Here is a 24,108-nt window from a genome sequence, read left to right as displayed (position 1 = left end):
ACGGCCAGGCCCGGCCGGCGGGCGTCAGCCCCAGCCGGGCCCGAGGTCATTTGCCTTCGAAGCGGACCTCGCGGCGTTCGGCCATCGCCTGGTACCCCTCCGCCATATCGTCGGAGACAAAGTTCGGCGCCGAGCTCATCGCGACGAACCGCATCGCTTCGGCCATCCCGCGTTCAGACCAGAAGTTGATCGTCCGCTTGATGGCCTGAACGGCCAGCGGGGCCTTCCCCGCGATCTCGTCGCACAGCGCGCGTGCGTGGGCGAGCAGCCCGTCGGCGGGCACGACTTCCTGGACGATGCCGAGCCGCAACGCGGTCGCGGCGTCGATACGACGGCCGGTGTAGGCGAGCAGACGCGTCCACCCGGCGCCGATCTCGGTCACCAGGCGGAGGTCACCACCGGAATCGATCCCGACCCCAACGCCCGATTCGGGGAGCGCGAACATGGCGTCGTCGGACGCGACGCGGATGTCTCCCATCATGGCGATCTCGAGGCCGGCGCCGAGGCAGTAGCCGTGCACGGCGACGACCACTGGCTGCGGCAGGTTGGCGAGCACGTGGAACCGCTCGTGGACCCACCGGAAGCGCTCGTAGTAGTTGCGGGTCTTCTCGGCGGGGGAGCGCCCGGTGACGCGGTCTTCCGGCATGCCGAGGTCCACGCCGGCGCAGAACGCCCGGCCGTCGGCGCGGAGCAGCACGGCGCGGACGCGGTCGTCGAACCGCAGCTCGTCGGCTCGGGCGGCGAGCTGTCGGGCCGACGCCCAGGACCACGCGTTCAGCTTCTCGGGTCGGGCCAGGGTGATGATCGCGAGCGGCGGCTCGACGTCGAGCGTCACGAACTCCGGCTCCGTCACGGTTCCTCCTCGACGGTCTGGGCCTCGAGCCTCGGTCAGGCGGACGCGAACGGGCCGCGCCCGAGCTGCTCGCGGATCGGGGCGAACTCGGGCATCAGGAGGTGGCGCCGCTGCCAGTTGGCCCCGTCGACGACCAGGGTGTGCCCGGTCACGTAGCTGGCCCAGGGCGAGCACAGGTAGACGGCGGCCCAACCCAGCTCGCGGGGGTGACCGACGCGGTGCGCGGGCGTCCGGCGGTCCTCGGCCTGACCGCGGCCAGGCACGCCCGCCGTGATGTGCTCGGCCTCGTCCTCGTGGGGGAACAGCCCCGGCACCAGCCCGTTCACCCGGATCCCGTACGGCCCCCACTCGACGGCCAGGGTCTCGGTGAGGTTCTTGACCCCGGCCTTGGCCGCGGCCGAGTGCGCGAAGCCGGGGCCGCCGGTCCAGGCGTAAGCGGCGCCCACGTTCACGATGCACGCCGGCCGCTGGTCGGCGATGCGCCGACGCCCGAGCTCGCGGCACCCGAAGAACGTGCCGTCGAGGACGATCTGCGTCACGGCGCGCCAACCGTTCGGGCTGAGGTCCTCGGCGGGCACCGGGAAGTTGCCGGCGGCGTTGTTGACGAGGACGTCCACCGGTCCGAGCTCGGCCTCGACGGCATCGAACGCGGCCGCCAGCTGCGTCGGCTCGCGCACGTCGCACGCGACCCCGAAGCCCCGCCCGCCCGCCGCGGCCACCGCGGCGACACCCGCGGTGCGGTGCCCCTCGTCGCGGCTGGCGACGGCCACCGAGGCCCCGAGCCGAGCGAACTCGACCGCGATCGCCCGGCCGAGCCCGGTGCCGCCGCCGGTGACGATCACCGTCTGACCCGTGTAGGTGCCGGCCGGCAGGGGGGTCGAGCCCTCGGGGGGCGGCGCGGGCAGCGGCATGATGCCTCCGGGCGGGGCGGGGGTGGACACACTAACGGCGCTCATGCGCACGACCCTGGCCGTCCTCCTCGCGGTGCTCGCCGTGCTGCTGGTGCCCTTCGCCGACCTCGGCGTGTGGGTCGAGCGCGAGGTCGCCGGGACCACGCCGTTCGTGCGTCTCGGGGAGCAGGTGCTGGACCGGTCGGCGGTGCGCGACGCGCTCGCCGAGCGCGTCGTCAGCGCGCTCGCGGGTTCGGCGCCCGGGCTCGCGGGGCGGGAGGTGGTGCTGCGCCCGGTGGTCGCGCGTGTGCTGGCGTCGCCGGCCGTGCGCCCCGCTCTCGACGACGTGCTGGCCAGCACCCACGACCAGCTCCGGCAGGGCCACGATCCGCTGCAGCTCGACGTGAACCCGCTCCTGCCCGCGGTCCGCGCCCAGCTGCCGCCGACGGTCGCGAGCCGGATCCCGCCGGGCCTCACGCTGGCGCCGGTGACGGTGCTGCGCCGACGAGACGCGCCGGCGGTCTGGGAGGGGGTCCAGGTCGTCCAGGGCGCGGCGGTCGCGGTCCCGATCCTCGCCCTCGTGGCTCTCGCCGGCGCCCTCGTGGCGGCCCGACGCCGGGGGAGCGTGTGCATCGCGATCGGCGCCGCGACGACGGTGCTGGCGCTCGGACTCGTCGCGGTCGTGAAGCCGGGGCGGTCGCTGCTCGAGCAGCAGACGGGGACCCCGACGCAACGGGCCGCGTTCCTCGCCGGGTATGACACGGTCACGCGCTCGTTCGTGCAGCAGACGGTCGTGCTCGCCGTCATCGGCGCCCTGCTGGCGATCGTCGGGCTGGTCGTGATCTGGAACCGGGGCCGGACCGTCCGCCCCCGCGGCTGGGCGTGACCCGGGCCTCCCTCCGCCCCGAGCGCCCGGACCGGCGGTGAGGTCGAGGCGTCCGCGCCGGCTGCCGGTCACGGGCACGCGACCCCGACGGGCGCGGCGGGCCGCCGTCCGCGTCGCTCACGGCTCCCTGGGACGCGACCGAGCGGCGCGGCGCTGGCGTCGCGACCCCCCGCTGGTGGCGGACGGGACCGGCCTATGCTCGACGTATGGCCGAATTCCCGAAGGTCGTCTCGGTGGACGACCACGTCGTCGAGCCCCCCGGCGTCTGGCAGGACCGGCTGCCGGCGAAGTACCGGGACATCGGCCCGCGCACGATGCGCGCCCCACTCGGGGAGATGACGTTCGTGGGCGGCAAGTTCAGCTACGCGCCCGGCACCGACGGCCCCATGTGCGACTGGTGGCTCTACGAGGACCTCGTCTATCCGCTGACGCGGCTGTCCGCGGCGGTGGGGTTCGACCGCGACGAGGTGAAGGTCACCGCCATCACCTTCGACGAGATGCGCCCCGGCTGCTTCGACCCCAAGGCCCGGCTCGAGGACATGGACGCCAACTGGACCGAGGCGAGCCTCTCGTTCCCCACCTTCCCCCGCTTCTGCGGTCAGACCTTCCTCGAGGCTGACGACAAGGACCTCGCGCTCCTCTGCGTGCAGGCGTACAACGACTGGATGTTCGACGAGTGGTGCGGCCCGTCCGGTGGACGGCTGATCCCGCTGCCGCTCATCCCGCTCTGGGACGCCGAGCTCGCCGCCCGCGAGGTGCGACGCAGCGCCGGTCGCGGCGGCCACGCCGTGTGCTTCACCGAGATCCCCCCGTTCCTCGGACTGCCGTCCGTCCATGACGCGGACGGGTACTGGGACCCGTTCTTCGGCGCCTGCGCCGAGACCGACACCGTCGTGTGCATGCACATCGGCTCGTCGTCGAGGATGCCGTCGACGTCCGCGGACGCCCCCGCCGGGGTCAGCTCCACGCTCACGTACATGAACGCAGCGATGTCGATGGTCGACTTCCTGATGTCGGGCGTCTTCGAGAAGCACCCGCGCCTGCAGATCGCGTACTCCGAGGGCCAGATCGGCTGGATCCCGTACATCCTCGAACGCGCCGACGTCGTCTGGGAGCAGAACCGCGCCTGGGCCGGCCTCGAGAGCAAGGTCCGCAAGCCGCCGAGCCAGTACTACCGGGAGCACGTCTACGGCTGCTTCTTCGACGACGCGCACGGCCTCGACTCGCTCGAGGAGGTCGGCGTCGACAACATCACCTTCGAGACCGACTACCCGCACTCCGACTCGACGTGGCCGCACACCCGCGAGGTCGCCGAGCGGCTCACGAAGAACCTCGACGAGGACGCCATCTACAAGATCATGCGCGGCAACGCGATCCGGATGCTGTCCTTGCCGCTCGACTGAGGACGACCCGGTCGGCCTGACGCCGACCGTCGAGCCGAGCGCGCGTCCGACCGGTTCCTCCCGGCGCGCCGGTCCCGTCCCCGCCCGCCACGCGCGCGCCCAGCCGAGCCGGGACCAGGACCGCCTCCGGGGGCCGGGCGGAGACGGCGAGCCCGGCCCGGCCGCGGCCGGACATCGAGCGGGCAGTGCGGGCGCGAGGGCCGCGGCCACCGCGAGCCCACGCCGGTGAGGCCTCTGTTGCTGATGTGGCGGCTGATTCCCTAACCTGTGCCGCCGTGCCGCTCCGACGCCCGACGGGATGGGTCGCCGCGCTCACCGTCGGGCTGCTGGCGGTGTCGGTGGCGGCGACGCACGTCGCGGCCCAGACGCAGGACCCGGTCGTCGCGCAGGCGCTCGCCAGCCTCCAGCAGACCCAGGCCGACGCGCACGCGGCCGCCGACAAGGTCGCGGCGACGAACCAGCAGCGGGCGGCCGTGCAGGCGCAGCTGGCCGCCAACCAGGCCCGGATCGCCCAGCTCCAGGCGCAGATCCCGATCCTGAAGGCGCAGGAGGACCAGCTGCGGGCCGTCCTGCGGCAACGGGCGGCGGCGCTCTACACGGCCCACGGACCGCTCGGCCAGTACGACGCCCTCGTGCCCGACCCCTCCCTCGACCAGGTGCGCCGCCGGGTCCTCGCCGAGGACGCGGCGCGCGTCGACCACGCGCATGCCGACCAGCTCGCCGCGATCCAGGTCCAGCTGGCCCAGACCGAGGGCCAGCTGCAGCACGAGCAGGGCGCGCTCCAAGCCGAGCAGGCCCAGCTCGACCAGCTGGCGGTCCAGGCGCAGGCCGAGCAGGCGCTGATGAACCAGCGGGTCGCCGACGCCAACGTCGCCCTGCAGCGGGCCAAGGAGCTCGGCGCCCTCCGCGCCGCCGGCCGCGAGCCGATCCAGGGACCGTCGGTGCTCACCGCGGCGCAGATGGGCGGATGGATCCGCTCCCAGGGCTACCACCCGCACATCGAGACCAGCGTCGACGCCCTGGCCCAGCTGTACATCCAGGAGGGCAACGACGAAGGCGTGCGTGGGGACTTCGCCTTCGCCCAGGCCGTCGTCGAGACCGGCGGCTTTGAGGCGGCACCCGCGAACAACTACGCCGGGATGGGCTGGTGCGACAGCTGCAGGAACGGCACCTCGTTCCCGACGCCGCGCGACGGGATCCGGGCCCAGATCCAGCACCTGCTGAACTACGCCGACTCGTCGTCTCGGGCGGCCAGGCTGCACCACCCGCCGTCGCCGTTCTGGTACGGGCCGGACCCGACCACGGCGGCGACGAACTTCGACACCTTCTTCGCCAAGGGTTGGGCCCCGACCTGGAAGGACATGGGGCACGGCAACTGGGCGACCGACCCGAACTACTCCGGGAAGGTCATCCACGTCTTCAACGCAATGGTCGCGTTCGCGCAAGGCGGAGGATAGGGGCAGGGCCGCGGTCCCGGCCGCCCCCGGGCCGGGACCGCGGCACGCCGCCGACGCCCGCGCTCGGAAACCGCGCCACCCTCTATCATCCGCCCGTCGAGGGCGTCGTCCGCGGCGTCGATGCGCCCCGAGGCCGGGAGGCAAGCGACGATGGCGATGCTCGGGCTGCGCTTCGACCTCCGGGTCCCCGACTTCGCGCCGACGACCCACGCCCGTCAGTACGAAGCCGCCCTCGACATGGCGGCCTGGGCCGACGGCGTCGGGCTCGACTTCGTCATCCTCTCGGAGCACCACGGCGCGCCCGACGGCTACCTTCCCGCGCCCCTCACGCTGGCCGGCGCGATGCTCGGCCGCACCTCGCGCATCGGCCTCAACGTCGCCGCCGTCCTCGCGCCGCTGCACGACCCCGTCCGGCTGGCCGAGCAGCTGGTCGTGCTCGACCTGTCCGCGCCGGGCCGGGTCAGCCTCGTCCTCGGCGCCGGGTATCGCAGCGTCGAGTTCGCGATGGCCGGCGTCGAGCGGGCCGAGCGGGGCCGGCTCGTGGAAGAGACCGTCGACGTGCTGCGCCGAGCGTGGACCGGGGAGCCGTTCACCTGGCGGGGTCGCGAGATCGTCGTGACGCCGACGCCGGCCACGCCGGGCGGGCCGATGATCATGCTCGGCGGCTCCACCGAGGTGGCCGCCCGGCGGGCGGCGCGGCTGCGCTCTGGGTTCTTCCCCGCCGTCGGCGACCCGCGCCTGGCCGAGATCTACGCCGAGGAGAGTGCGGCCGTCGGGTTCGACACCGGGTTCTGCTCCCTGCCGGCAGGACCGGGCTTCGTCTTCGTGGCCGAGGACCCCGATAAGGCCTGGGCCGAGATCGGACCCCACGCCCTCTTCGACGCCCAGACCTACGAGTCCTGGCAGGAGGGCCCCCAGCGCTCCGCGGTCGACGTCGCCGGGGCGACGACGTGGCAGGACGTCCGGGCCAGCGGCGTGTACCAGGTGCTCACACCCGACGAGTGCGTCGCCCTCGCCGCCGACGCCGACGGGTCGGTGCTCCTGCACCCGCTGATGGGCGGCATCCCCCCCGAGCTGGGCTGGACGTCGATCGAGCTCTTCGAGCGCGCCGTGCTCCCGCGTCTGCGCCCGGCGTCATGACCGAGCTGCGCTTCGAGCCCGTCGACTTCGACCGCTTCCACGAGGAGGAGCTCCCGCGTCGCATCGCCGCCGGCCACGGCCGGCTGGCGGCCCGGGACCTGCGCGGCGCGGCACCGTTGGCGTTCCGCCTCGCCGGCGGCGCGTCCTGGACGTACGTCCCCGGCGCGGAGACGGTCGACCTCGTGCCCGGGGACGCCGAGGCGGCCACCGTCGCCGAGCTGGATGCGCCGGCGTGGTCCGACTACGCCAACGAGCTCCGGACCTGCTTCGGGCTCCTCTACGCGAGCCAGGTGTCCTTCCCGCGCGGCAGCTTCGACGACCTGGCCCGATGGGAGCCGGCCGTGCGCGCGCTGTTCCACGGCCGGCCCGTCTACGACGCCGACACGGCGGAGCTTCCCGACCCGCTGGTGCGCTCGTTCGCGCTGGCCGACGACGACTGGCCCGGCTTCTTCCGCCAGACCGGGTTCGTGCACCTGCGTGGCGTGTTCGCGCCGGCCGAGGTGGACGAGCTCGTCGCGGAGGTCGAGCGGCTCGTGGACGCGGCCCGGCCCGGCGACGGGCGTTCCTGGTGGGCGACGCGCGCGGACGGGGACGAGGTGTGCTGCCGAGTGACCTACACGACGCTCGCGTCGGCGCGGATCGCGGCCCTCGTCGACGACGATCGCATCCGGCGCCTCGCCGGCCTCGGCCCTGAAGGGCTGGTGCCGACGCTCGACTGCCTCGACGGGTTCGCCGCGGTCATCAAGCAGCCGGGGGCGGTCGAGGGCCTCGCCGACCTGCCCTGGCACCAGGACTGCGGGCTGGGCGGCCACCCGGTCATCTGCCCGGGCGTCCAGATCGGCGTCCAGCTCGACGCCGCCACCGCCGACGCGGGCCAGCTCCGGTTCCTGGCCGGCTCGCAGGGCACGTCGTGCCACCAGCTCCAGGAGTCCGCGGCGGCGCGCCTGCCCGTGGTCGCGGTCGACACGGAGCCTGGCGACGTGACCGTGCACGATCCGCACGTGCTGCACGCGGCGCCGCCGCCGACCGGCTCAGGTCCGGGGCGGCGGGCGCTCTACGCGAGCTACGTGCGGCCGGAGACGGTCGCGTACGTCGGCCCCGGCCGCGGGTACAACGACGTGCTCTTCGAGCGGGACGCCCGGGTCCGCTCGGTCGACGAGGTGAAAGCCGGGCGGTGAGCGTCCGCCCCCGGTATCGGGAGCTTCCCGACGGCTGCGCCTGGCACCTCCTGGATCCCGACGTCGGGTCGCTGTCGTCGCTCACGCCGGAACGGGCGCGGACGGCGGCAACGCTGGTGCGGCGCGGGATCCGGTTCCCGCTCGACCTGCCGCTCGACGTCCCCGACCCGCCGTTCTTCGGGCGTCAGGCCATGCGCCACGAGGTCTTCAACCTGCGCGCCAACGTCCTCGACGACAAGCTCGACAACTTCTTCCCGCAGGCCTCGACCCAGTGGGACGGGCTCGGCCACATCGCCCACTCCAACGGGTTCTTCGGGGGTCGCACCGCCGATCAGGTGCGCGCCGCCCCCGGCATCCTGGCGTGGTCCGAGGACGGCATCGTCGGCCGGGGCGTGCTCCTCGACGTGGCTCGACAACGGCCGATCCCGGGCGACGAGCCCTTCGTGGTGACGCCGGCTCTGCTCGACGAGACCGCGGCCGCGCAGGGCGTCGAGGTCCAGGCCGGCGACGTCTGCTGCGTCCGCGTCGGCTGGCTCTCCTGGTACCGCGACCTCGACGCCGCCGGCCGAGCGGCGGTCTCGACCGCCAGCCGCTCGTTCGAGGACCTTCGAACCCCGGGCCTCGGGCCCGGGCCGGACCTCGCGGCCTGGCTGTGGGACCACGAGGTCGCCGCCCTCGCGGTCGACAACCCGGCCGTCGAGCCGCTCCCGGTCTCGGCGGCGCTGCCGCACGGCGGGGGATTCGACGACACCGTGCATGCGCGCGTGCTCGCGCTCCTCGGGATCCCGCTCGGCGAGTTCTTCGACCTCGACGCCCTGGCCGAGGACTGCGCGCGGCGGGCGATCTACGAGTTCTTGTTCACGAGCGCGCCACTGCGACTCCCCGGCGGCATCGGATCCCCGCCCAACGCTCTCGCCATCACCTGAACTGGCACCAGGGGCCCAGACCGAGCCCGTGCCGCGAAGCGCCCGAATTGGGCTTCGACCTAGTTGTGACTGCGTTGCCGACGGCGGACTCCTGAGTACAGGATGCGAAGTGACGCGCCGATCATCGAGAACGAAGTGGCAGCTGGTCACCGTGTGGGAAGTGGGGGGCGGATGCGACGAACCGGAGCGATGGCGGTCTGGGTGTCGCTGGTCGCGGGCCTCGCGATCACCGGGGGAGCGGCGTCGGCGGCCTCGAACCCGGACAAGGGCGTCGCGCAGGCAGGCGTCCTGACGCTCCAAGACTTTCCGAACGGCTGGGCACCGAAGCCGCGGAGCCCGAGCAGCTCCTTTCCGAGCAGCATCTTCTCGAAGATCCCGGTCTGCCGGCAATTCGAGGTGCTGCTGGCGAACAGCAAGACCGGGACCCACGCTGACTCGCGGTCCGATTTCACGGATGGGAGGGTGACCGTCGACAACGGCGTCGTCGTCTACCCGGACGTCGCGCACGCCCTCAAGCCGTTCACGGCGGCGAAGGGCACCGCGTTGAGCAACTGCCTGCAGCAGCTCCTCAAAAACGCGATCGGAGCCGAACTCGCGAAGAAAGGCCTGTCCTCGTCGGTCCAGCACCTCGCCGTCGTCTCCGAGCCCGCGAGCTCAGGTGTCACGGCCGGCGACGACCAGACGGCGATTGCGCTCACCGTCACGTTCACAGCTCGGGGCATCTCGCAGTCGCTGTACGTGAAGCTCGTCATCGTCCGCGTCGGGCGCGCGCTCGACACCTTCGACTTTGAGAACGACACCAGCCCGATCACCGTGACGCTGCCGGCGGTCCTCGGAGCCTCGGTCACGAGACTGCAGGCCGCGCTGGGCCTCCCGACGCGCGCCGTCACGAGCTGAGCGAGGAGGATCGGCACCCCCGAGCGGGTCGACCCACCGTCCCCGACTCGTGACCCATCGCGCGACCGTCCCTCGCGACGGCGCTCGAACGTTGGCTCGGCCCCCTCGGGCCCAGGAGGGGGTACGCCGAGATCTCCGAGGACCGTCGCCCGGGCGTCGTCGCGACTCCCGAGATCAGCTGCCACCGTCGGCGAGGCCCATCGCTGGCGCGGCTATCGCCGCCACCACGGCGGATGGAGGCCGCGCTCCTTCGCGAACCGCTGGGCCGAGATGGTCTGGCCCGACAGCTCGGCGGCCTCCGGCGCCGTCGCCAGCCACGCGATGACGCTCGCCGGCACCGACGGCGGGGCACCCGGATAGACCCCCTCGAGGCCGAGGGCGCGGGCGTTGGCCTCCATGCGCTCGGTGACGACGTAGCCCGGGTCAACGTTGTGGAACCGCAGCTGCGGGTACTCGACGGCCAGGATGCCGACGAGCCGATGGAAGGCGCCCTTCGACATCGCGTACGCGGCGCCCCATCCGCCCTCGCCCGCCGGTGCCGCCGGGTCGCTGATCGCCACGGTCGACGTGACGTCCACGATCGTCCCGTCGCCCCGCTCCAGCATGTGCGGCAGCACCGTCCGCACGAGCACGAACTGGCTCACGACGTTGGCCGCCAGCTTCGTCTCCAGCATCTCGACGGTCGTGTCCTCGACGCGCAGCATGCTCCCCGGGCCGGTGTGGACGGCGTTGTTCACGAGCACGTCGATCCGCCCCAGGCCCTCGAGCGTGCGGTCGACCGCGGCGGCGAGCGACGACCGGTCGAGGAGGTCCATCGGGACGGGGAGGGCACGGACATCCCGGGCCTCGACGAGCGCGGCCGTCGTCTCGAGGCTGCCGGGCACCGACCGGCCGGCCGTGTCCGAGTCGTCCACGCCCTCGCCTTCCCGGACGGTGCGGGCGGTCACCGCGACGTCGAGGCCGTGATCGGCGAGGGCCAGCGCCGTGGCCTTGCCGATGCCGCGGCTCGCACCGGTCACGAGGGCGACGCGCCGAGTCACGACCGAGAACGTTAGAGCGCGGCGTCGCCCGACTCCTCGACGCCTTCGCCCGCGTCGGTACCACCGGCCGGCGCGGCGCGCGCCCGGGTCGCCGAGGCGACCGGGGCGTTAGAGTCCCGCGGCCGCGACGGCACAGGAGGTCAGCCGCGCATGCCGAGGATGCTGGACGGAAGGGTCGCGATCGTCACCGGGGCCGGACGGGGCCTCGGACGGTCCCACGCGCTCGCGCTGGCCGCGGAGGGAGCCCGCGTCGTCGTGAACGACTACGCGCCGCCCGGGAGCGACAACCCCGCCGAGGAGGTCGCGGCGGAGATCGAGGCGAGCGGCGGTGCCGCACTCGCCCACGCCGGCGACGTGTCGAGCTGGGACGACAGCGGCAAGCTCGTGCGGCTCGCCATCGACACCTGGGGGAGCCTCGACGTCCTCGTCAACAACGCCGGGATCCTGCGCGACCGCATGATCTTCAACATGAGCGAGGACGAGTGGGACGCGGTGATCCGCGTCCACCTGAAGGGCCACTTCTGTCCGACCCGCCACGCGGTGGAGCACTGGCGGGCCCAGTCGAAGGAATCAGGCGGCCCCGTCTACGGCCGGATCGTGAACACGACCTCGGAGGCCGGCCTGGTCGGCAGCGCCGGCCAGCCGAACTACGCAGCGGCCAAGGGCGGGATCATCCAGCTCACGCTCAGCACTGCCAACGGGATGGCCCGGCACGGCGTCACCGCCAACGCCATCGCCCCCCGCGCGCTCACCCAGATGACCGAGCCCCTCGGCGGCTTCGACGTCACCGAGGGGGACTTCGAGGTGTTCGCACCCGAGAACGTGTCGCCGCTCGTGGCGTACCTCGCGTCCCCCGACGCAGCCCGGGTGTCGGGGCAGGTGTTCGTCGTCTGGGGCCGCCAGATCAACGTCCTCGCGGGACCGACCATCGCCCGGCAGTTCCGCGTCGAGGACCGCTGGACACCGGAGCAGGTCGACGCCGCCCTCAAGCCCTACTTCGACGAGCGCGAGCCGATCCGCGACGGCTTCGCCCTCCGCCTCTGACGTGGCGAGCGTCGACGAGTTCCGGGTGCAGGTCCCCGACGCCGTGCTCGAGGACCTCGGTCGTCGACTCGAGCACACGCGCTACCCGGCGCCGATCCCTGACGCGGGGTGGGACTACGGCACCGACGACGTCTACCTCCGGGACCTGGTGGCCTACTGGCGTCACGGGTACGACTGGCGGGCGCGCGAGGCACGCCTCAACGAGCTGCCGCACGCGACCACCGAGATCGACGGCCAGCGCATCCACTTCGTCCACGCCCGGTCGCCGGCCGCGGACGCCCTCCCGCTCCTCATCACCCACGGCTGGCCCGGCTCCGTCGTCGAGTTCCTCGACGTGCTCGGCCCGCTGCACGACCCCGCCGGCCACGGCGCCGACCCGGCCGACGCCTTCCACGTCGTCGCCCCGTCGCTGCCGGGCTACGCCTTCTCGGGACCCACGCACGAGCGCGGCTGGCACCCGGCCCGCGTGGCCCGTGCGTGGTCGGAGCTCATGGCGCGCCTCGGCTACGACCGGTACGTCGCCCAGGGCGGCGACTGGGGCGCCTTCGTGACGAGCCAGCTCGCGCTGGCGGACCCGGGCCACGTGGCGGGCATCCACCTCAACATGCTCTTCCCCGACCCCGGCGACACCGACCCCGCCACGTACACCCCGGACGAGCAGGCCGGGCTCGACGGGCTCGCCCGGATGATGGACGGCGAGGGCGGCTACTTCCGGATCCAGTCGACGCGGCCGCACACGCTCGGCTTCGCCCTCGAAGATTCGCCGGCCGGCCTCTGCGCCTGGATCGTGGAGAAGTTCCGAGCCTGGTCCGACTGTGACGGCGACATCGAGCGGTCGTTCACGAAGGACCAGCTGCTCGACAACGTCATGCTGTACTGGGTCACCGGGACCCCGACCTCGTCGGTGCGGTTCTACGCCGAGTTCGACCGGGCCCTGCGATCGGGGGCCCTGCCCTTCGGCGCTCGGGTGGAGACGCCGACCGGGTACGCCCGCTACCCGAAGGAGCTCATCTCGAGCTCCCGGCGCTGGGCCGAGCGGCAGTACAACCTCGTCCACTTCGCCGACATGCCCCGGGGCGGGCACTTCGCGGCCATGGAGGAGCCCCAGCTGTTCGTGGACGACGTCCGGGCGTGCTTCCGCCCGCGGCGCTGAATGGACCGGTTCGACGGGCGCGTCGCGGTCGTGACCGGGGCGGCGAGCGGCATCGGACTCGGCCTCGCCCGGCACGCCGCGCGGGAGGGGATGCGTGTCGTGCTCGCCGACGTCGAGGGCCCCGCGCTCGAGGCCGCGGTGGCCGAGGTCGCCGGCCTCGGCGCGGCGGCGATCGGGATCCGCGCCGACGTCAGCCGCGAGTCCGACGTACGGGGACTCGCCGACGCCGCGTACGAGCGCTTCGGCGCCGTCCACCTGCTCTGCAACAACGCCGGCGTGTTCCAGGCCGGCGTGGTGTGGCAGCGGACCCAAGCCGACTGGGACTGGGTCATGGGCGTCAACGTGTGGGGGATCCTGCACGGCATCCGCGCCTTCGTGCCCCGCATGCTCGAGCAGGACGCCGACGCCCACATCGTGAACACGGCGTCCATGGCGGGGCTCATCAGCGTCGCGTACAGCGGCCCGTACGTCGTGTCGAAGTTCGCCGCCGCCGCCCTCACCGAGTGCCTCGCGCACGATCTGCGGGCGCAGGGCGCCTCGATCGGGGTGTCGTGCCTCGTCCCCGGCCTCGTCGACACCCGGATCGCCGACTCGACGCGGAACCGGCCGGACGAGCCGCCGAGCGAGGTCACCGCCGCCGACCACTACTTCGTGGCCCAGGTCCTCAAGGAGCAGACGAGCAGCGGGGGTCGGCACCCCGACGAGGTCGCGGCCATCGTCTTCGACGCCGTTCGCGCCGGCCAGTTCTGGATCCCCACCACCGACGGCTACGAGCCGCTCGTCCGCGCGCGGTACGACGCGCTCCTCGCCCGGAGCATGCCACCGACGGCGCAGTTCGACTGATGCCCCTCGCCGTGGAGCCGTTCCGGGTCGCGGTCGCGGACGAGACCCTCGCCGACCTGCGCGGGCGGCTGGCCCGGGCCCGGCTGCCCAACCAGGTCTCGGGCATCGGCTGGGACCAGGGCACCGAGCTCGGCTTCCTCACCGAGCTCGTCAGCTACTGGCGCGACGGCTACGACTGGAGCCGCCTCGAGGCGGAGCTGAACCGGTACGACCACGTGCGGGCGTCGATCGACGGGCAGCCGATCCACGCCGTGCACGCCCGATCCTCGTCACCCGACGCGCTGCCGCTGCTCCTCGTCCACGGCTGGCCCGGCTCGGTCGTCGAGTTCCTCGACGCGCTCCCGGCGCTGACCGAGACGTTCCACGTCGTGGCCCCGTCGCTGCCCGGCTACGGCTTCTCCGGCCCGACCCGCGAGCGCGGGTGGCACCCGCGCCGCATCGCAGCCGCGTTCGTCGAGCTGATGGCGGCGCTCGGCTACGACCGCTACGGCGCCTAGGGCGGCGACTGGGGCTCGCTGGTCACCGCCAACGTGGCCGACCTGGCGCCGGCGCGGGTGGCCGGCCTCCACCTCAACTTCGTGGTCGCGCCCCGGCCCGCGGAGGGCCCGGCCCCGACCGCCGAGGAGGAGCGGGCGCTCGCCGCGCTCGCCGAGTGGCGGCGCGACGGCGCCGGCTACCAGGAGATCCAGGGCACCCGGCCCCAGTCGCTCGGCTACGGGCTCGAGGACTCGCCCGTCGGCCTCTGCGCGTGGATCGTCGAGAAGTTCCGGGGCTGGTCGGACGGCGACGACGTCCTGGCCTCGTTCTCCGCCGACCGGCTGCTCGACAACGTGACGCTCTACTGGGTCACCCGCACCGCCACCTCGTCGACCCGCCTGTATTGGGAGATGCGCCAGGCGGGACGGGCGGCGCTCCCGCAGGCCCGGGTGGAGGTCCCGACCGGAATCGCGCTGTATCCCGGCGAGGTCACGCGTCCGCCGCGGGCGTGGGTCGAGCGTCGATACCGGGTGACGCGCTGGGCCGAGCTGCCCCGCGGCGGCCACTTCGCGGCGATGGAGGTCCCCGACCTCTTCGTCGACGACCTGCGCGCCTTCTTCGCCTCCGTCGCCTGACTCGCGGCCACTGGCTCGGCCGCGGGCCGGCCTACCCGGGTGTCGGTGGCGCCGGGACGGCCACCTGGCTGAGCGCCACGCGCAGCGACGGCTCGTTCGTCGCGGGACGGACGGGCGCGTGGCGCGGGTTCGGGAGGTTCGGCAGGAGCGGGGGGGACGGCAGCGACACGGCCCGGAAGTCGGGCGGGGTCGCGGTCGACGAGCTGAGCAGCGCCGCGAACCGGCCGAGGTCGGTCTGGAACCGGCCCGAGGCCGGCCCGGCGCACGGGGCCACCTGCTCGAGGTCGCTCGGGATGCTCGTCGCGTGCGCGTTGGCGGAGAAGCAGTTGGCGCCCGCGTCGGTGGCCGAGTTGATCGTGCTCACCAGGACCAGGTCGAAGTTGCTGGTGCGGACCACGTTGCCGATCACGCGGTTGCGGTGAGCGTCGAAGTTCTGGGCCTTCGGGCCGGGCTGGAGGACCTGCTCGGGGAGCGGGACGACCGAGATCCCCGCGAGGTCGTGGTGGTAGACGAGGTTCCGCTCCACGAGGTTGTCGTCCCCCCCGGCGAGGAGGATGCCCGTGCCGGTCGCCACCGCGGCGATGTCGATGGCCGCGGTGGCGCGGTTGCTGTTCGAGTAGACGGCGTTCCCGACGATCGTCGTGGCCCGCTCCGGCGGGTTCGCCTCCCCGCTCCCGCTGTTCGGCACGACGCCGGACCGGTTGTCGTGGAAGCGGGACCGGACGATGAGCAGGTCCCCGCCCGAGTTGGTCCCGGAGTAGCCGAGCCCGTTCCACTCGGAGTCGACGTCGGTGATGACGGCGTGGCACGGGTAGCACTGGCCGATGTAAAAGCCGGCGTCGGGGCTCCCCATGGCGAAGTCGTGGTCCCACACGCCGCGGGTCGAGGCGAAGGCGTAGACCCCGTAGTCGCCGTTGCGGATCGCGGTCAGGTACGAGCCCCGGTAGCCCCGGACGCCCTGCCAGAGGAACCCGTTGCCGGTGCAGTTCTGCGCGGTCAGGTTCTCGATCGCGACGCCGTCGGCGAGGACCTTGAAGCCGTCGCGGTGGTTGAGGTCGGCGGCGAAGCCACAGTCGACGACCGTCCGGGCTCGGTCCTCGCCTCGGATCACGATGTCGCGATGGGCGCGCCCGACCGTGACCGCCTCGTGGTACACGCCGGGCGCGAGGAGGATCAGCGTGCCGGGCTTGGCCGCGTCGACGGCGCGTTGGACGGTCGGCGCGCCGCCCGGGACCTGGATGACGCCGGGCCGGCTCGTCGGCGCGGCGGCGCGCGCGACGGCAGGCGTTCCCGCCGCCAGCAGCGTCGCCGTCGCGAGGACGGCCCCCCAACCGGTCCGCATCACGCCTCCGCTCGCCCCGCTCGGCTCGCCGACCTTACCGACTACCGTCCCTCGAGGCGGGTCGTCCCCGAGGCGATCCGCCGCGCGCGGTCGACCGACTGGGGGTGCGCGATGCGGGTGCCGCTGACGGTCCGGGACTTCCTCGATCGGGCTGCCCTCGTGTACGGCGATCGCTGCGGGATCGTCGACGAGCCCGACCAGCCCGCCCGCCCGCTCGGCCCGCTGACGTACGGCGAGGCGGGTCGGCTCGCGAGCGCGCAGGCCGCCGCCCTCGACGCGCTCGGCATCGGGTTCGGCGAGCGCGTCGCGATCGTGTCGCAGAACGCGGCCCGGCTGCTGGTGGCCCTGTTCGGGGTCAGCGGGTGGGGTCGCATCCTGGTCCCGATCAACTTCCGGCTCAACGCCGACGAGATCGCCTACATCGTCGAGCACTCCGGCGCGACCGCCCTGCTCGTCGACCCCGAGCTCGACGACGCGCTCCGGGGCGTGCCGACCCGGCACCGGTTCGTGCTCGGCGCCGACAGCGACGAGGTCCTCTACCGCCATGACGTGGAGCCGCGGCCCTGGGACGCCGACGAGGACGCCACCGCCACGATCAACTACACCAGCGGCACCACCGCCCGTCCGAAGGGCGTGCAGCTCACGCACCGCAACGTGTGGGTGAACGCGGTGGTCTTCGGGTGGCACCTGGGCGTCAGCGACCGCGACGTGTACCTCCACACGCTCCCGATGTTCCACTGCAACGGGTGGGGCATGCCGTACGCGGTGACCGGGATGGGCGCCCGCCACGTCGTGCTCCGCAAGGTCGACGGCGCCGAGATCCTCCGCCGCATCGACCAGCACGGCGTCACCCTGCTGAACGGCGCCCCCACGGTCGTGAACACGGTGCTCGACGCGGCCCGGGCCTGGCCCGGCGACGTCCCCGGCCGGGGCCGGGTGCGGGTCACCGTCGCCGGCGCGCCCCCGCCGACCCGGACCATCGAGCGGATCGAGACCGAGCTCGGTTGGGAGTTCGTCCAGATCTACGGCCTGACCGAGACCGCGCCGCTGCTGACCATGAACCGGCGGCGGGCCGAGGAGGACGACCTGAGCCCGCCCGACCGAGCCGCCCGGCTGGCGCGCGCCGGCGCGCCGACGATCGGCGTCCGGCTCCGCGTCGATGACGAGGGCGAGGTCCTGGCCCGCGGCAACGTGGTCATGGACGGCTACTGGAACCAGCCCGAGGAGTCCGCGCGCGCCCTCGACGACGGATGGTTCCACACCGGTGACGGGGGATCGATCGACGACGACGAGTACCTCGTCATCTCGGACCGGAAGAAGGACGTCATCATCACCGGCGGCGAGAACGTCTCCTCGATCGAGGTGGAGGACTGCGTGTTCTCCCACGCCGCCGTCGCCGAGGTCGCGGTCATCGGCGTCCCCGACGAGCGGTGGGGCGAGACCGTCAAGGCCCTCGTCGTGCTCGCCGACGGCTCGTCGGTCACCGAGCCCGAGCTGATCGAGCACTGCCGCGACCGTCTCGCGCACTACAAGTGCCCGACGTCGATCGAGTTCCGGACCGAGCTGGCCCGAACCGCGACCGGCAAGCTCCAGAAGTTCAAGCTGCGCGCCCCGTACTGGGGCCAGCAGCCGGCGCCGTAGCCGACGGCACGGGCTGCCGTCGGATCGCCGCCCACCCTAAGGTGGGCGGATGGAGCTGCGGACGCTCGGTCGGACGGGGGTGCAGGTCAGCTCCTACTGCCTCGGGGCGATGATGTTCGGGGCGTGGGGGAACCCCGACCACGACGACTGCGTGCGCATCATCCACCGCGCCCTGGACGCCGGCGTCAACTTCGTCGACACCGCCGACGTGTACTCGGCCGGGGAGTCGGAGGAGATCGTGGGGCGGGCCCTGAAGGGTCGGCGCGACGACGTCGTCCTGGCCACGAAGTTCTTCGCCCCGATGGGGGCCGAACCGAACCGCCGCGGCGGCTCGCGGCGGTGGATCCTCCAGGAGGTCGAGCGCAGCCTCGAGCGCCTCGACACCGACTACCTCGACCTGTACCAGATCCACCGCCCCGACGACGCCACCGACATCGACGACACCCTCGGCGCGCTCAGCGACCTCGTCCACCAGGGCAAGGTCCGCTACCTCGGCCACTCGACGTTCCCGGCCGAGTACGTCGTCGAGGCCCAGTGGGCGGCCGAGCGACGGGGACGGGAGCGGTTCGTGTGCGAGCAGCCGCCGTACTCGGTGCTCCGGCGCGGCATCGAGCGGGCGGTCCTGCCCACCTGCGCCCGCTACGGCATCGGCGTCATCCCGTGGAGCCCGCTCGCCGGCGGGCTGCTGACCGGCCGCTACCGGCGGGGGCAGCCACCGCCGGAGGGCTCGCGCCTCGCCCGCGGGTTCGGCGCCGGCCGCCTCGACGACGAGCGGCAGCGCCAGGCCCACGAGCAGCGGCTCGACGTCGTCGAGCAGGTCCGCGCCGTCGCCGCCGACGCGGGGGTGTCGCTCACCCACCTCGCGCACGCCTTCGTGCTCGAGCATCCGGCCGTCACCTCGGCGATCATCGGACCCCGCACGATGGACCAGCTCGAGGACGCCCTGGCCGGTCACGACCTCCGGCTCGACGAGTCGACGCTCGACGCCATCGACGCCGTGGTCCCGCCCGGGACCGACATTGGCGACGGCGACCCGTGGCGGCCGCCCGGGCTGTCCCGGTCCAGCCGCCGGCGTCCCCGCTGACCGCGGCTCAGGTCGAGGGCAGGGTCGCGAAGTCGACCTGGCCCGTCGTCATCGCGGCCGTGAAGCCGGCGTCGACGAGCAGGTTGTGGCCGCTCACGTAGCTGGCCTCGTCGCTGTTCAGGAAGAGGAGCGGCGGCGCCATCTCCTCCGGCCGGCCCAGCCGCCCGTTCGCCTGCGTCGCGGTCCAGTCGATGGTCGCCGACGACAGCGCGGCGCGGAAGTCCACCATCATCGGCGAGTCGACGGGACCGGGGCTCACGCAGTTGATGCGGATGTCGCGCGTCCGGTTGAGCCGGGGCGCCTCGCGGAACGTGTACACGATCACGCACTCCTTCGAGAAGAAGTACGGGTCACCGAGGCCGGCGAGGTGGGCGGCGGCCCAGTCGCGGCCGGCATCGAGGTCCGGCAGGTCAAGGACCTCGTTGATCGCGGCGAGGTGCTCCGACCATCCCATGCCCGCCAGCGACGCCACGCTCGCCACCGCGCCGCCCTCGGGCATCAGCGCCACCGCCTGCTCGGTGAGGTGGCGCAAGCCGAGGAAGTTCACCGCGAACACCCGCTCGGGCGGGTGCGTCTGCGGCACGCCGGCCACGTTGAAGAGCTTGTGGACCGGCGGGCCGATGGCGGCGAGCGCCCGGTCGACCGCGGCCGCGTCGCCGACGTCGGTCTCGAAGGCCTTGGCGACCGGGACCGTCACCTCGCGGACGTCGAGGGCGTACACCTCGGCGCCGGCGTCGACGAGCATGGCGGCCGTCGCCGCCCCCATCCCCGAGGACGCGCCGGAGATCACGACCCGCTGGTCGTCGTATCGAAACGGTGCCATCAGCCTCCCGTCGGGACCGTGCGCAGGTTCTGGGTCCCGCAGTCGAGCCCGGCGGGCTCGACGGGGAACGAGCGCACGAAGTGGCCATTGTGGACCCGCAGCAGCGCGAAGCAGCCCGTCGGCTGGCGGCCGGCGACGTCGGTGATGCCGAGGATCCCGCCGGCATCGAAGTCGTGCACGCCGGCGACGGCACCGAGGAGCCGGACCCGGGTCAGGCCGTTGGTGCCGTTGGCGGCGACGACCTGTCGGGCCACCCGCTCGAAGAGCAGGCCGGCGCTGTAGGACTCGAGGCCGGCGAGCGTGGTCGGCGTCCCGAGGCGCTTCGCCGCCCGGACGTAGGCCGCCATCGTCGGGATGCGGTGCTGGTCGAGGAGTGGGTTCAGGCCCACGTCGACGAGCTGGCCCTCGACCGCGGCGCCGCCGGCGGCGAGGAAGCTCGGGTCGTCGCAGCTGGCGTCGCAGTACCAGGCCTTCACGATCCGCGAGCCCGGGTTCGCGGCCGCGGCCTGGCGCAGCTGGACCGTCGAGCCGGCGCCGAGGCCGCTGCGGGCGAACGTCGCCTGCTGGGCGACGAGGTCGCGCACGAGGCCGGCGTAGTCGGCGCCCGGCCCGACGTCGGGCGTCCCTGCGGTCGTGAAGCCGACCTCGACCGCCGCCCGCAGCGACTGCTGCGTCGCGGCGCGGCCCGGCTCGGTGGCGGGGACGAGCACGGACTGCCGGCAGCAGCCCTTCGTCGTGGCGAGGATCCGCTTGAACGCGCCGACCCGCTCCAGCCCGGCCACGGCGGGAATGGCCGCGTACGCGTTCGGGCGGCTGCGGTGGGCGACGTCGAAGATGCGGGTGGCGAGCTCCGGGACGCCGCACGACAGCGCGTCGCTCTGGCCGTCGAACTGGGAGCTCGACCCGACGACGGCGAAGTCGGTGGCGCACGCGGCGGTGACGGCGGCGGCGTAGCCGGCCGGGCTCGTGACCAGCCGCACCTCGACCCGCAGGCTCCGCCCCGCCAGCCCGCCGGCCTGGTTGACGGCCTGCGCCCAGGCCTGGACCCCGCGGGCCACCGCGATGTCGTCGGCGATGACGGCCACGCGGACCTCGCGGGCGGTGATCCCGATGTCGCTGCCGCCGGGGACGGTCGTCGGGGTGGTCGGCGCCGCGGTCGTCGACGACCCGGGCTGGATCACCACCGTGGGCGGGGGGAGGGTGGGGACCGTCTTCGGCGGGACGATCGTCGTGGTCGTGGCCGTCGTCGTGGTCGTGGCGACGCTCGCCGAGGACGTGGTGGTCGCAGAGCCGGAGGGCGTCCGGACCGACTGCCCGCCGCCGCCGCTGCTCAGGGCGATGCCGACGCCGAGCGCGGCGGCGAGCACGCCCGCCAGCACACCGGCCACGATGACTGACCTGCGGTCCACGGTGCTCCCCGGTGCGGCGGCGTCGCGACCGGTCTAACAGACGCCAGACGCCAGTTCGGTGGCACGGTCGAGCAGCGCGACGACCCGGTCCGCGATCGAGGCCAGGTCCTGGCTGGCGGCGCCGCCCCGACTGCCCCGGCGGCGTCGGGTGTAGACGCCCTCGACGATGCAGGCCATCTTCCAGTACCCGAACACCGTGAACCACGGGAGCGCGTCGAGGTCGCGCCCGGAGCGGGCGGCGTAGCGGCGCGCCACCTCGGCGCGGCGGGGGAGGGCCGGCGCCAGCGTCGGCGCGGCGGGGAGGAACGGCGCCGGGTCCCCGGGGTCGACCCAGTACAGGAGGCTCCAGCAGCAGTCGGCCACGGGGTCGCCGATCGTGCCCAGCTCCCAGTCGAGGACGGCGACGATCCGGTGGTCGTCCCCGAGGATGGTGTTGTCGAAGCGGTAGTCGCCGTGGACGAGGGACGGGGGGCCCGCCGCCGGCGGGACCGTCGCCGCCAGCCGATCGTGGAGGTCGTCGAGGCGCGGCAGCTCGCGGACCTTCGCCCGCTCGACCTGGGCCCGCCACCGGTGGAGCTGTCGGGCGACGTAGTCGTGGCGGTGGCGGGTCAGGTCGCCGAGGCCGACGGCGTCCGGGTCGACGGCGTGGAGCGCGACCTGCGCGTCGACGAGCGAGTCGGTGGCAGTCTCGGCCGCGCCCGGCGTCAGCGTCGACGCGTCGGCCTCGGTGCGGAGGACCCGCCCGTCCACGAAGCGCATCAGGTAGAAGGGCGCGCCGGTCACGTCGGCGTCGCCGCAGTAGGCGACCGTCGGCGGCACCGGCACGTCGGTGTGCCGCCCGAGCGCCTCGAGGATCCGCCACTCTCGGGTGACGTCGTGCGCGGTCTCGAGCACGGCGGCCACCGGGGGACGGCGCAGGGCCCACCGGTGCCCGGCGGCGTCGTCCACGCGGTAGGTGAGGTTCGAGCCGCCCGCCGGCACGAGCGAGAAGCGCAGCGGCGGCGCCGCGTCGACGCGGTCGCGCAGCCACGCCGTGACGCGGTCGCGGTCGAGGCCGGGCGGGTCGGTCAGCGGCCCGACGCCCGGTCCGGGAGCACCCACGCGGGCGTCGTCCGAGCGCCGTCGACGGCCGCTACCCCGCGGGCGAGAACGTGACCGGCATGTGCTTGATGCCGTTGATGAAGTTCGAGCGGAGCCGCTCGACCGGCCCGGCGAGCTCGATGTCGGGCAGCCGCGCCAGCAGCTCCTCGAACATCACCGTGATCTCCAGCTTGGCGAGGTGGGCGCCGAGGCAGAAGTGCGGGCCCCCGCCGCCGAAGGCCAGGTACTCGTTGGGCTGGCGCCGGACGTCGAAGCGGTGGGGGTCCTCGAACACGGCCGGGTCGTGGTTGGCGGCGATGTACCACAGCGCGACCTTGTCGCCGGCCCGGATCGTCTCGCCGTGCAGCTCGAGGTCGCGCCGGGCCGTCCGGCGCATGTACATGACCGGCGACGCGTAGCGGAGCATCTCGTCGACCGCCGACGGCAGCAGCGACCGGTCGTGGAGGAGCAGCTGGCGCTGGTCCGGGTGCTCGACGAGCGCCAGCATGCCGTGCGAGATCAGGTTGCGCGTCGTCTCGTTCCCGGCCACCGCGAGCAGCTCGAAGAAGAGGTCGAACTCGAGGTCGGTGAGGCGCTCGCCCTCCACCTCGGCGGCGAGCAGGGTGCTCACGATGTCGTCGCTCGGGTGGGCGCGCTTGTCGGTCGCGAGGTCGTTGGCGTACGAGAACATCTCGGTCGCCGCGCCCATGGCGTCCTCGGCGGTCACCGCGTACTCCGGGTCCTCGGAGCCGATGAGCCGGTTGCTCCACTCGAACACCTTGTGACGGTCCGCCTGCGGGACGCCCATCATCTCGGCGATGACCTGGAGGGGCAGCTCGGCGGCGACGTCGACGACGAAGTCGCTCTCGCCGCGGGGCGCCACGCGCTCGATGATGTCGACCGCCACCTCCCGGATCCGGTCGTGGAGCCGGCCGACGACGCGGGGCGTGAAGCCCTTGTTCACGAGCAGCCGCAGCTTCGTGTGCCGCGGCGGGTCCATCATCAGCATCATCATCCGCTGCTGCTCGAGCTGCTCGTCGTCGACCTCGAAGAGCGTGATGCCCGACTCGCTCGAGTAGTCCGACCAGTCGTGGCTCAGCTGCTGGAGGTCGGGGTAGCGCACGACGCACCAGAACCCGGGGCCGTCGGGCTCCGGGTGGAAGTAGGCGGGCGCGTCGCGGCGGAGCAGGTCGAACATGTCGTGCGGGACGCCGGCCACGAACGTGTCGAGGTTGGCGAGATCGACGTCGGTCAGCGTCGTTGCACTCACAGCGTCCTCCTCGGTCGGCCCAGCCGGGCCAGACTGGAACACGTTACGATCTGGCCGGACGGCCGTCCACGACGCGGGGAGAGCGATGCACGACCTGGTGGTCCGCGGAGGCACGATCGTGGACGGCACCGGCGGGGCGCCGCGACCGGGGGACGTGGCCGTCGACGACGGCCGCATCACCGCCGTCGGCCGGGTCGACGCCGAGGCCGCCGCCGTGCTCGACGCCACCGGCTGCGTCGTCACCCCCGGCTTCGTCGACGTCCACACCCACTACGACGGCCAGGTGACGTGGGATCCCACGCTCGCCCCCTCGTCGTGGCACGGGGTGACGACGATCGTCATGGGCAACTGCGGGGTGGGCTTCGCGCCGGCGCGCCCGGCGCGCCGCGACTGGCTCATCGGGCTCATGGAGGGCGTCGAGGACATCCCGGGGACGGCGCTGGCGGCCGGCATGCGCTGGGGCTGGGAGACGTTCCCCGAGTTCCTCGACTTCCTGGACGCCCAGCCGCTGGCCCTCGACGTCGCCACCCAGGTCCCCCACGGCGCCGTCCGCGGCTACGTCATGGGCGACCGGGGCGCGCACAACGAGCCGGCGTCGCCCGACGACATCGCCGCCATGGCGAAGATCGTCCGGGAG

General features: G+C 73.5%; 22 protein-coding genes and 1 pseudogene. 15 read left to right on the top strand and 8 right to left on the bottom strand.

Annotated features, from left to right (window positions below; translation table 11 throughout):
- Positions 1–46 precede the first annotated feature (46 nt).
- Positions 47–853: an enoyl-CoA hydratase/isomerase family protein gene (locus tag VG869_01095; GenBank protein HEV3449775.1), complete on the bottom strand. Its 807-nt coding sequence runs from the start codon at positions 851–853 to the stop codon at positions 47–49.
- A 35-nt stretch (positions 854–888) separates the two neighbouring features.
- The gene (locus tag VG869_01090) at positions 889–1,809 is read right to left on the bottom strand and encodes an SDR family oxidoreductase (protein ID HEV3449774.1); all 921 of its coding nucleotides are present in this window, start codon (positions 1,807–1,809) and stop codon (positions 889–891) included.
- On the opposite strand from VG869_01090, the gene VG869_01085 reads away from it, so the two are divergent.
- The 7 genes from VG869_01085 (at position 1,808) to VG869_01055 (ending at position 9,630) form a co-directional block, all read left to right on the top strand.
- A complete protein-coding gene (locus VG869_01085; GenBank protein HEV3449773.1) occupies positions 1,808–2,629 on the top strand; it encodes a hypothetical protein in 822 nt (273 codons plus the stop codon). The genes VG869_01090 and VG869_01085 overlap by 2 nt on opposite strands.
- 206 nt (positions 2,630–2,835) lie before the next feature.
- The gene (locus tag VG869_01080; protein HEV3449772.1) at positions 2,836–4,032 is read left to right on the top strand and encodes an amidohydrolase family protein; all 1,197 of its coding nucleotides are present in this window, start codon (positions 2,836–2,838) and stop codon (positions 4,030–4,032) included.
- A 275-nt stretch (positions 4,033–4,307) separates the two neighbouring features.
- Positions 4,308–5,489: a glucosaminidase domain-containing protein gene (locus VG869_01075; GenBank protein HEV3449771.1), complete on the top strand. Its 1,182-nt coding sequence runs from the start codon at positions 4,308–4,310 to the stop codon at positions 5,487–5,489.
- Positions 5,490–5,639: 150 nt separating this feature from the next.
- On the top strand, positions 5,640–6,629 hold the full coding sequence (locus VG869_01070) for an LLM class flavin-dependent oxidoreductase (protein HEV3449770.1): 990 nt from the start codon (positions 5,640–5,642) through the stop codon (positions 6,627–6,629).
- Positions 6,626–7,807 (top strand): phytanoyl-CoA dioxygenase family protein, encoded by a 1,182-nt coding sequence (locus tag VG869_01065; GenBank protein HEV3449769.1) that lies wholly within the window; start codon positions 6,626–6,628, stop codon positions 7,805–7,807. The genes VG869_01070 and VG869_01065 overlap by 4 nt, the downstream gene beginning before the upstream one ends.
- Complete coding sequence (locus VG869_01060) at positions 7,804–8,733, top strand: cyclase family protein (protein ID HEV3449768.1); 930 nt, start codon at positions 7,804–7,806, stop codon at positions 8,731–8,733. Before VG869_01065 ends, VG869_01060 begins: the two co-directional genes overlap by 4 nt.
- Before the next feature lie 189 nt (positions 8,734–8,922).
- Complete coding sequence (locus VG869_01055; GenBank protein HEV3449767.1) at positions 8,923–9,630, top strand: hypothetical protein; 708 nt, start codon at positions 8,923–8,925, stop codon at positions 9,628–9,630.
- Positions 9,631–9,842: 212 nt separating this feature from the next.
- On the opposite strand, the gene VG869_01050 is transcribed toward VG869_01055, so the two are convergent.
- Positions 9,843–10,670, bottom strand: coding sequence for an SDR family oxidoreductase (locus VG869_01050; GenBank protein ID HEV3449766.1), 828 nt, complete (start codon positions 10,668–10,670; stop codon positions 9,843–9,845).
- Between the two features lie 150 nt (positions 10,671–10,820).
- Between VG869_01050 and VG869_01045 the strand changes: the two genes are divergently transcribed.
- From VG869_01045 to VG869_01030, 4 genes and pseudogenes are all read left to right on the top strand, one after another.
- Complete coding sequence (locus VG869_01045; protein HEV3449765.1) at positions 10,821–11,714, top strand: SDR family NAD(P)-dependent oxidoreductase; 894 nt, start codon at positions 10,821–10,823, stop codon at positions 11,712–11,714.
- 1 nt (position 11,715) lies between these two features.
- Complete coding sequence (locus tag VG869_01040; protein ID HEV3449764.1) at positions 11,716–12,867, top strand: epoxide hydrolase; 1,152 nt, start codon at positions 11,716–11,718, stop codon at positions 12,865–12,867.
- Complete coding sequence (locus tag VG869_01035; protein ID HEV3449763.1) at positions 12,868–13,710, top strand: SDR family NAD(P)-dependent oxidoreductase; 843 nt, start codon at positions 12,868–12,870, stop codon at positions 13,708–13,710. It begins immediately after the preceding gene.
- Positions 13,711–13,721: 11 nt separating this feature from the next.
- Positions 13,722–14,822, top strand: a pseudogene (locus VG869_01030) (alpha/beta fold hydrolase).
- Positions 14,823–14,853: 31 nt separating this feature from the next.
- Here the strand turns inward: VG869_01030 and VG869_01025 are convergent.
- Complete coding sequence (locus VG869_01025) at positions 14,854–16,164, bottom strand: hypothetical protein (protein ID HEV3449762.1); 1,311 nt, start codon at positions 16,162–16,164, stop codon at positions 14,854–14,856.
- Positions 16,165–16,275: 111 nt separating this feature from the next.
- Here VG869_01025 and VG869_01020 point away from each other — a divergent pair, with 111 nt between their 5' ends.
- Both VG869_01020 and VG869_01015 read left to right on the top strand, forming a co-directional pair.
- Entirely contained in the window at positions 16,276–17,805 is a 1,530-nt protein-coding gene (locus VG869_01020) for an AMP-binding protein (GenBank protein ID HEV3449761.1), read from the top strand.
- A gap of 49 nt (positions 17,806–17,854) precedes the next feature.
- Positions 17,855–18,889, top strand: a complete 1,035-nt coding sequence (locus VG869_01015) for an aldo/keto reductase (protein HEV3449760.1) — start codon at positions 17,855–17,857, stop codon at positions 18,887–18,889.
- Positions 18,890–18,896: 7 nt separating this feature from the next.
- On the opposite strand, the gene VG869_01010 is transcribed toward VG869_01015, so the two are convergent.
- Together VG869_01010 and VG869_01005 are read right to left on the bottom strand one after the other, a co-directional pair.
- Complete coding sequence (locus VG869_01010; GenBank protein ID HEV3449759.1) at positions 18,897–19,712, bottom strand: coniferyl-alcohol dehydrogenase; 816 nt, start codon at positions 19,710–19,712, stop codon at positions 18,897–18,899.
- Positions 19,712–20,797 (bottom strand): ABC transporter substrate-binding protein, encoded by a 1,086-nt coding sequence (locus tag VG869_01005; protein ID HEV3449758.1) that lies wholly within the window; start codon positions 20,795–20,797, stop codon positions 19,712–19,714. The genes VG869_01010 and VG869_01005 overlap by 1 nt, the downstream gene beginning before the upstream one ends.
- Between VG869_01005 and VG869_01000 the strand changes: the two genes are divergently transcribed.
- On the top strand, positions 20,787–21,158 hold the full coding sequence (locus VG869_01000) for a hypothetical protein (GenBank protein ID HEV3449757.1): 372 nt from the start codon (positions 20,787–20,789) through the stop codon (positions 21,156–21,158). The genes VG869_01005 and VG869_01000 overlap by 11 nt on opposite strands.
- Here the strand turns inward: VG869_01000 and VG869_00995 are convergent.
- Both VG869_00995 and VG869_00990 read right to left on the bottom strand, forming a co-directional pair.
- Entirely contained in the window at positions 21,155–22,222 is a 1,068-nt protein-coding gene (locus VG869_00995) for a phosphotransferase family protein (protein HEV3449756.1), read from the bottom strand. The two genes, VG869_01000 and VG869_00995, sit on opposite strands and share 4 nt — an antisense overlap.
- Positions 22,223–22,253: 31 nt before the next feature.
- A complete protein-coding gene (locus tag VG869_00990; GenBank protein ID HEV3449755.1) occupies positions 22,254–23,471 on the bottom strand; it encodes a cytochrome P450 in 1,218 nt (405 codons plus the stop codon).
- Between the two features lie 85 nt (positions 23,472–23,556).
- Here VG869_00990 and VG869_00985 point away from each other — a divergent pair.
- Positions 23,557–24,108, top strand: a 552-nt coding sequence (locus VG869_00985) for an amidohydrolase family protein (GenBank protein ID HEV3449754.1), incomplete at its 3' end; no start/stop codon positions are given.

It is taken from the genome of Acidimicrobiia bacterium, from assembly GCA_035948415.1.
In the GTDB taxonomy this organism is placed as follows: domain Bacteria; phylum Actinomycetota; class Acidimicrobiia; order IMCC26256; family PALSA-555; genus PALSA-555.
This window is presented reverse-complemented; position numbering and strand designations above follow the sequence as displayed.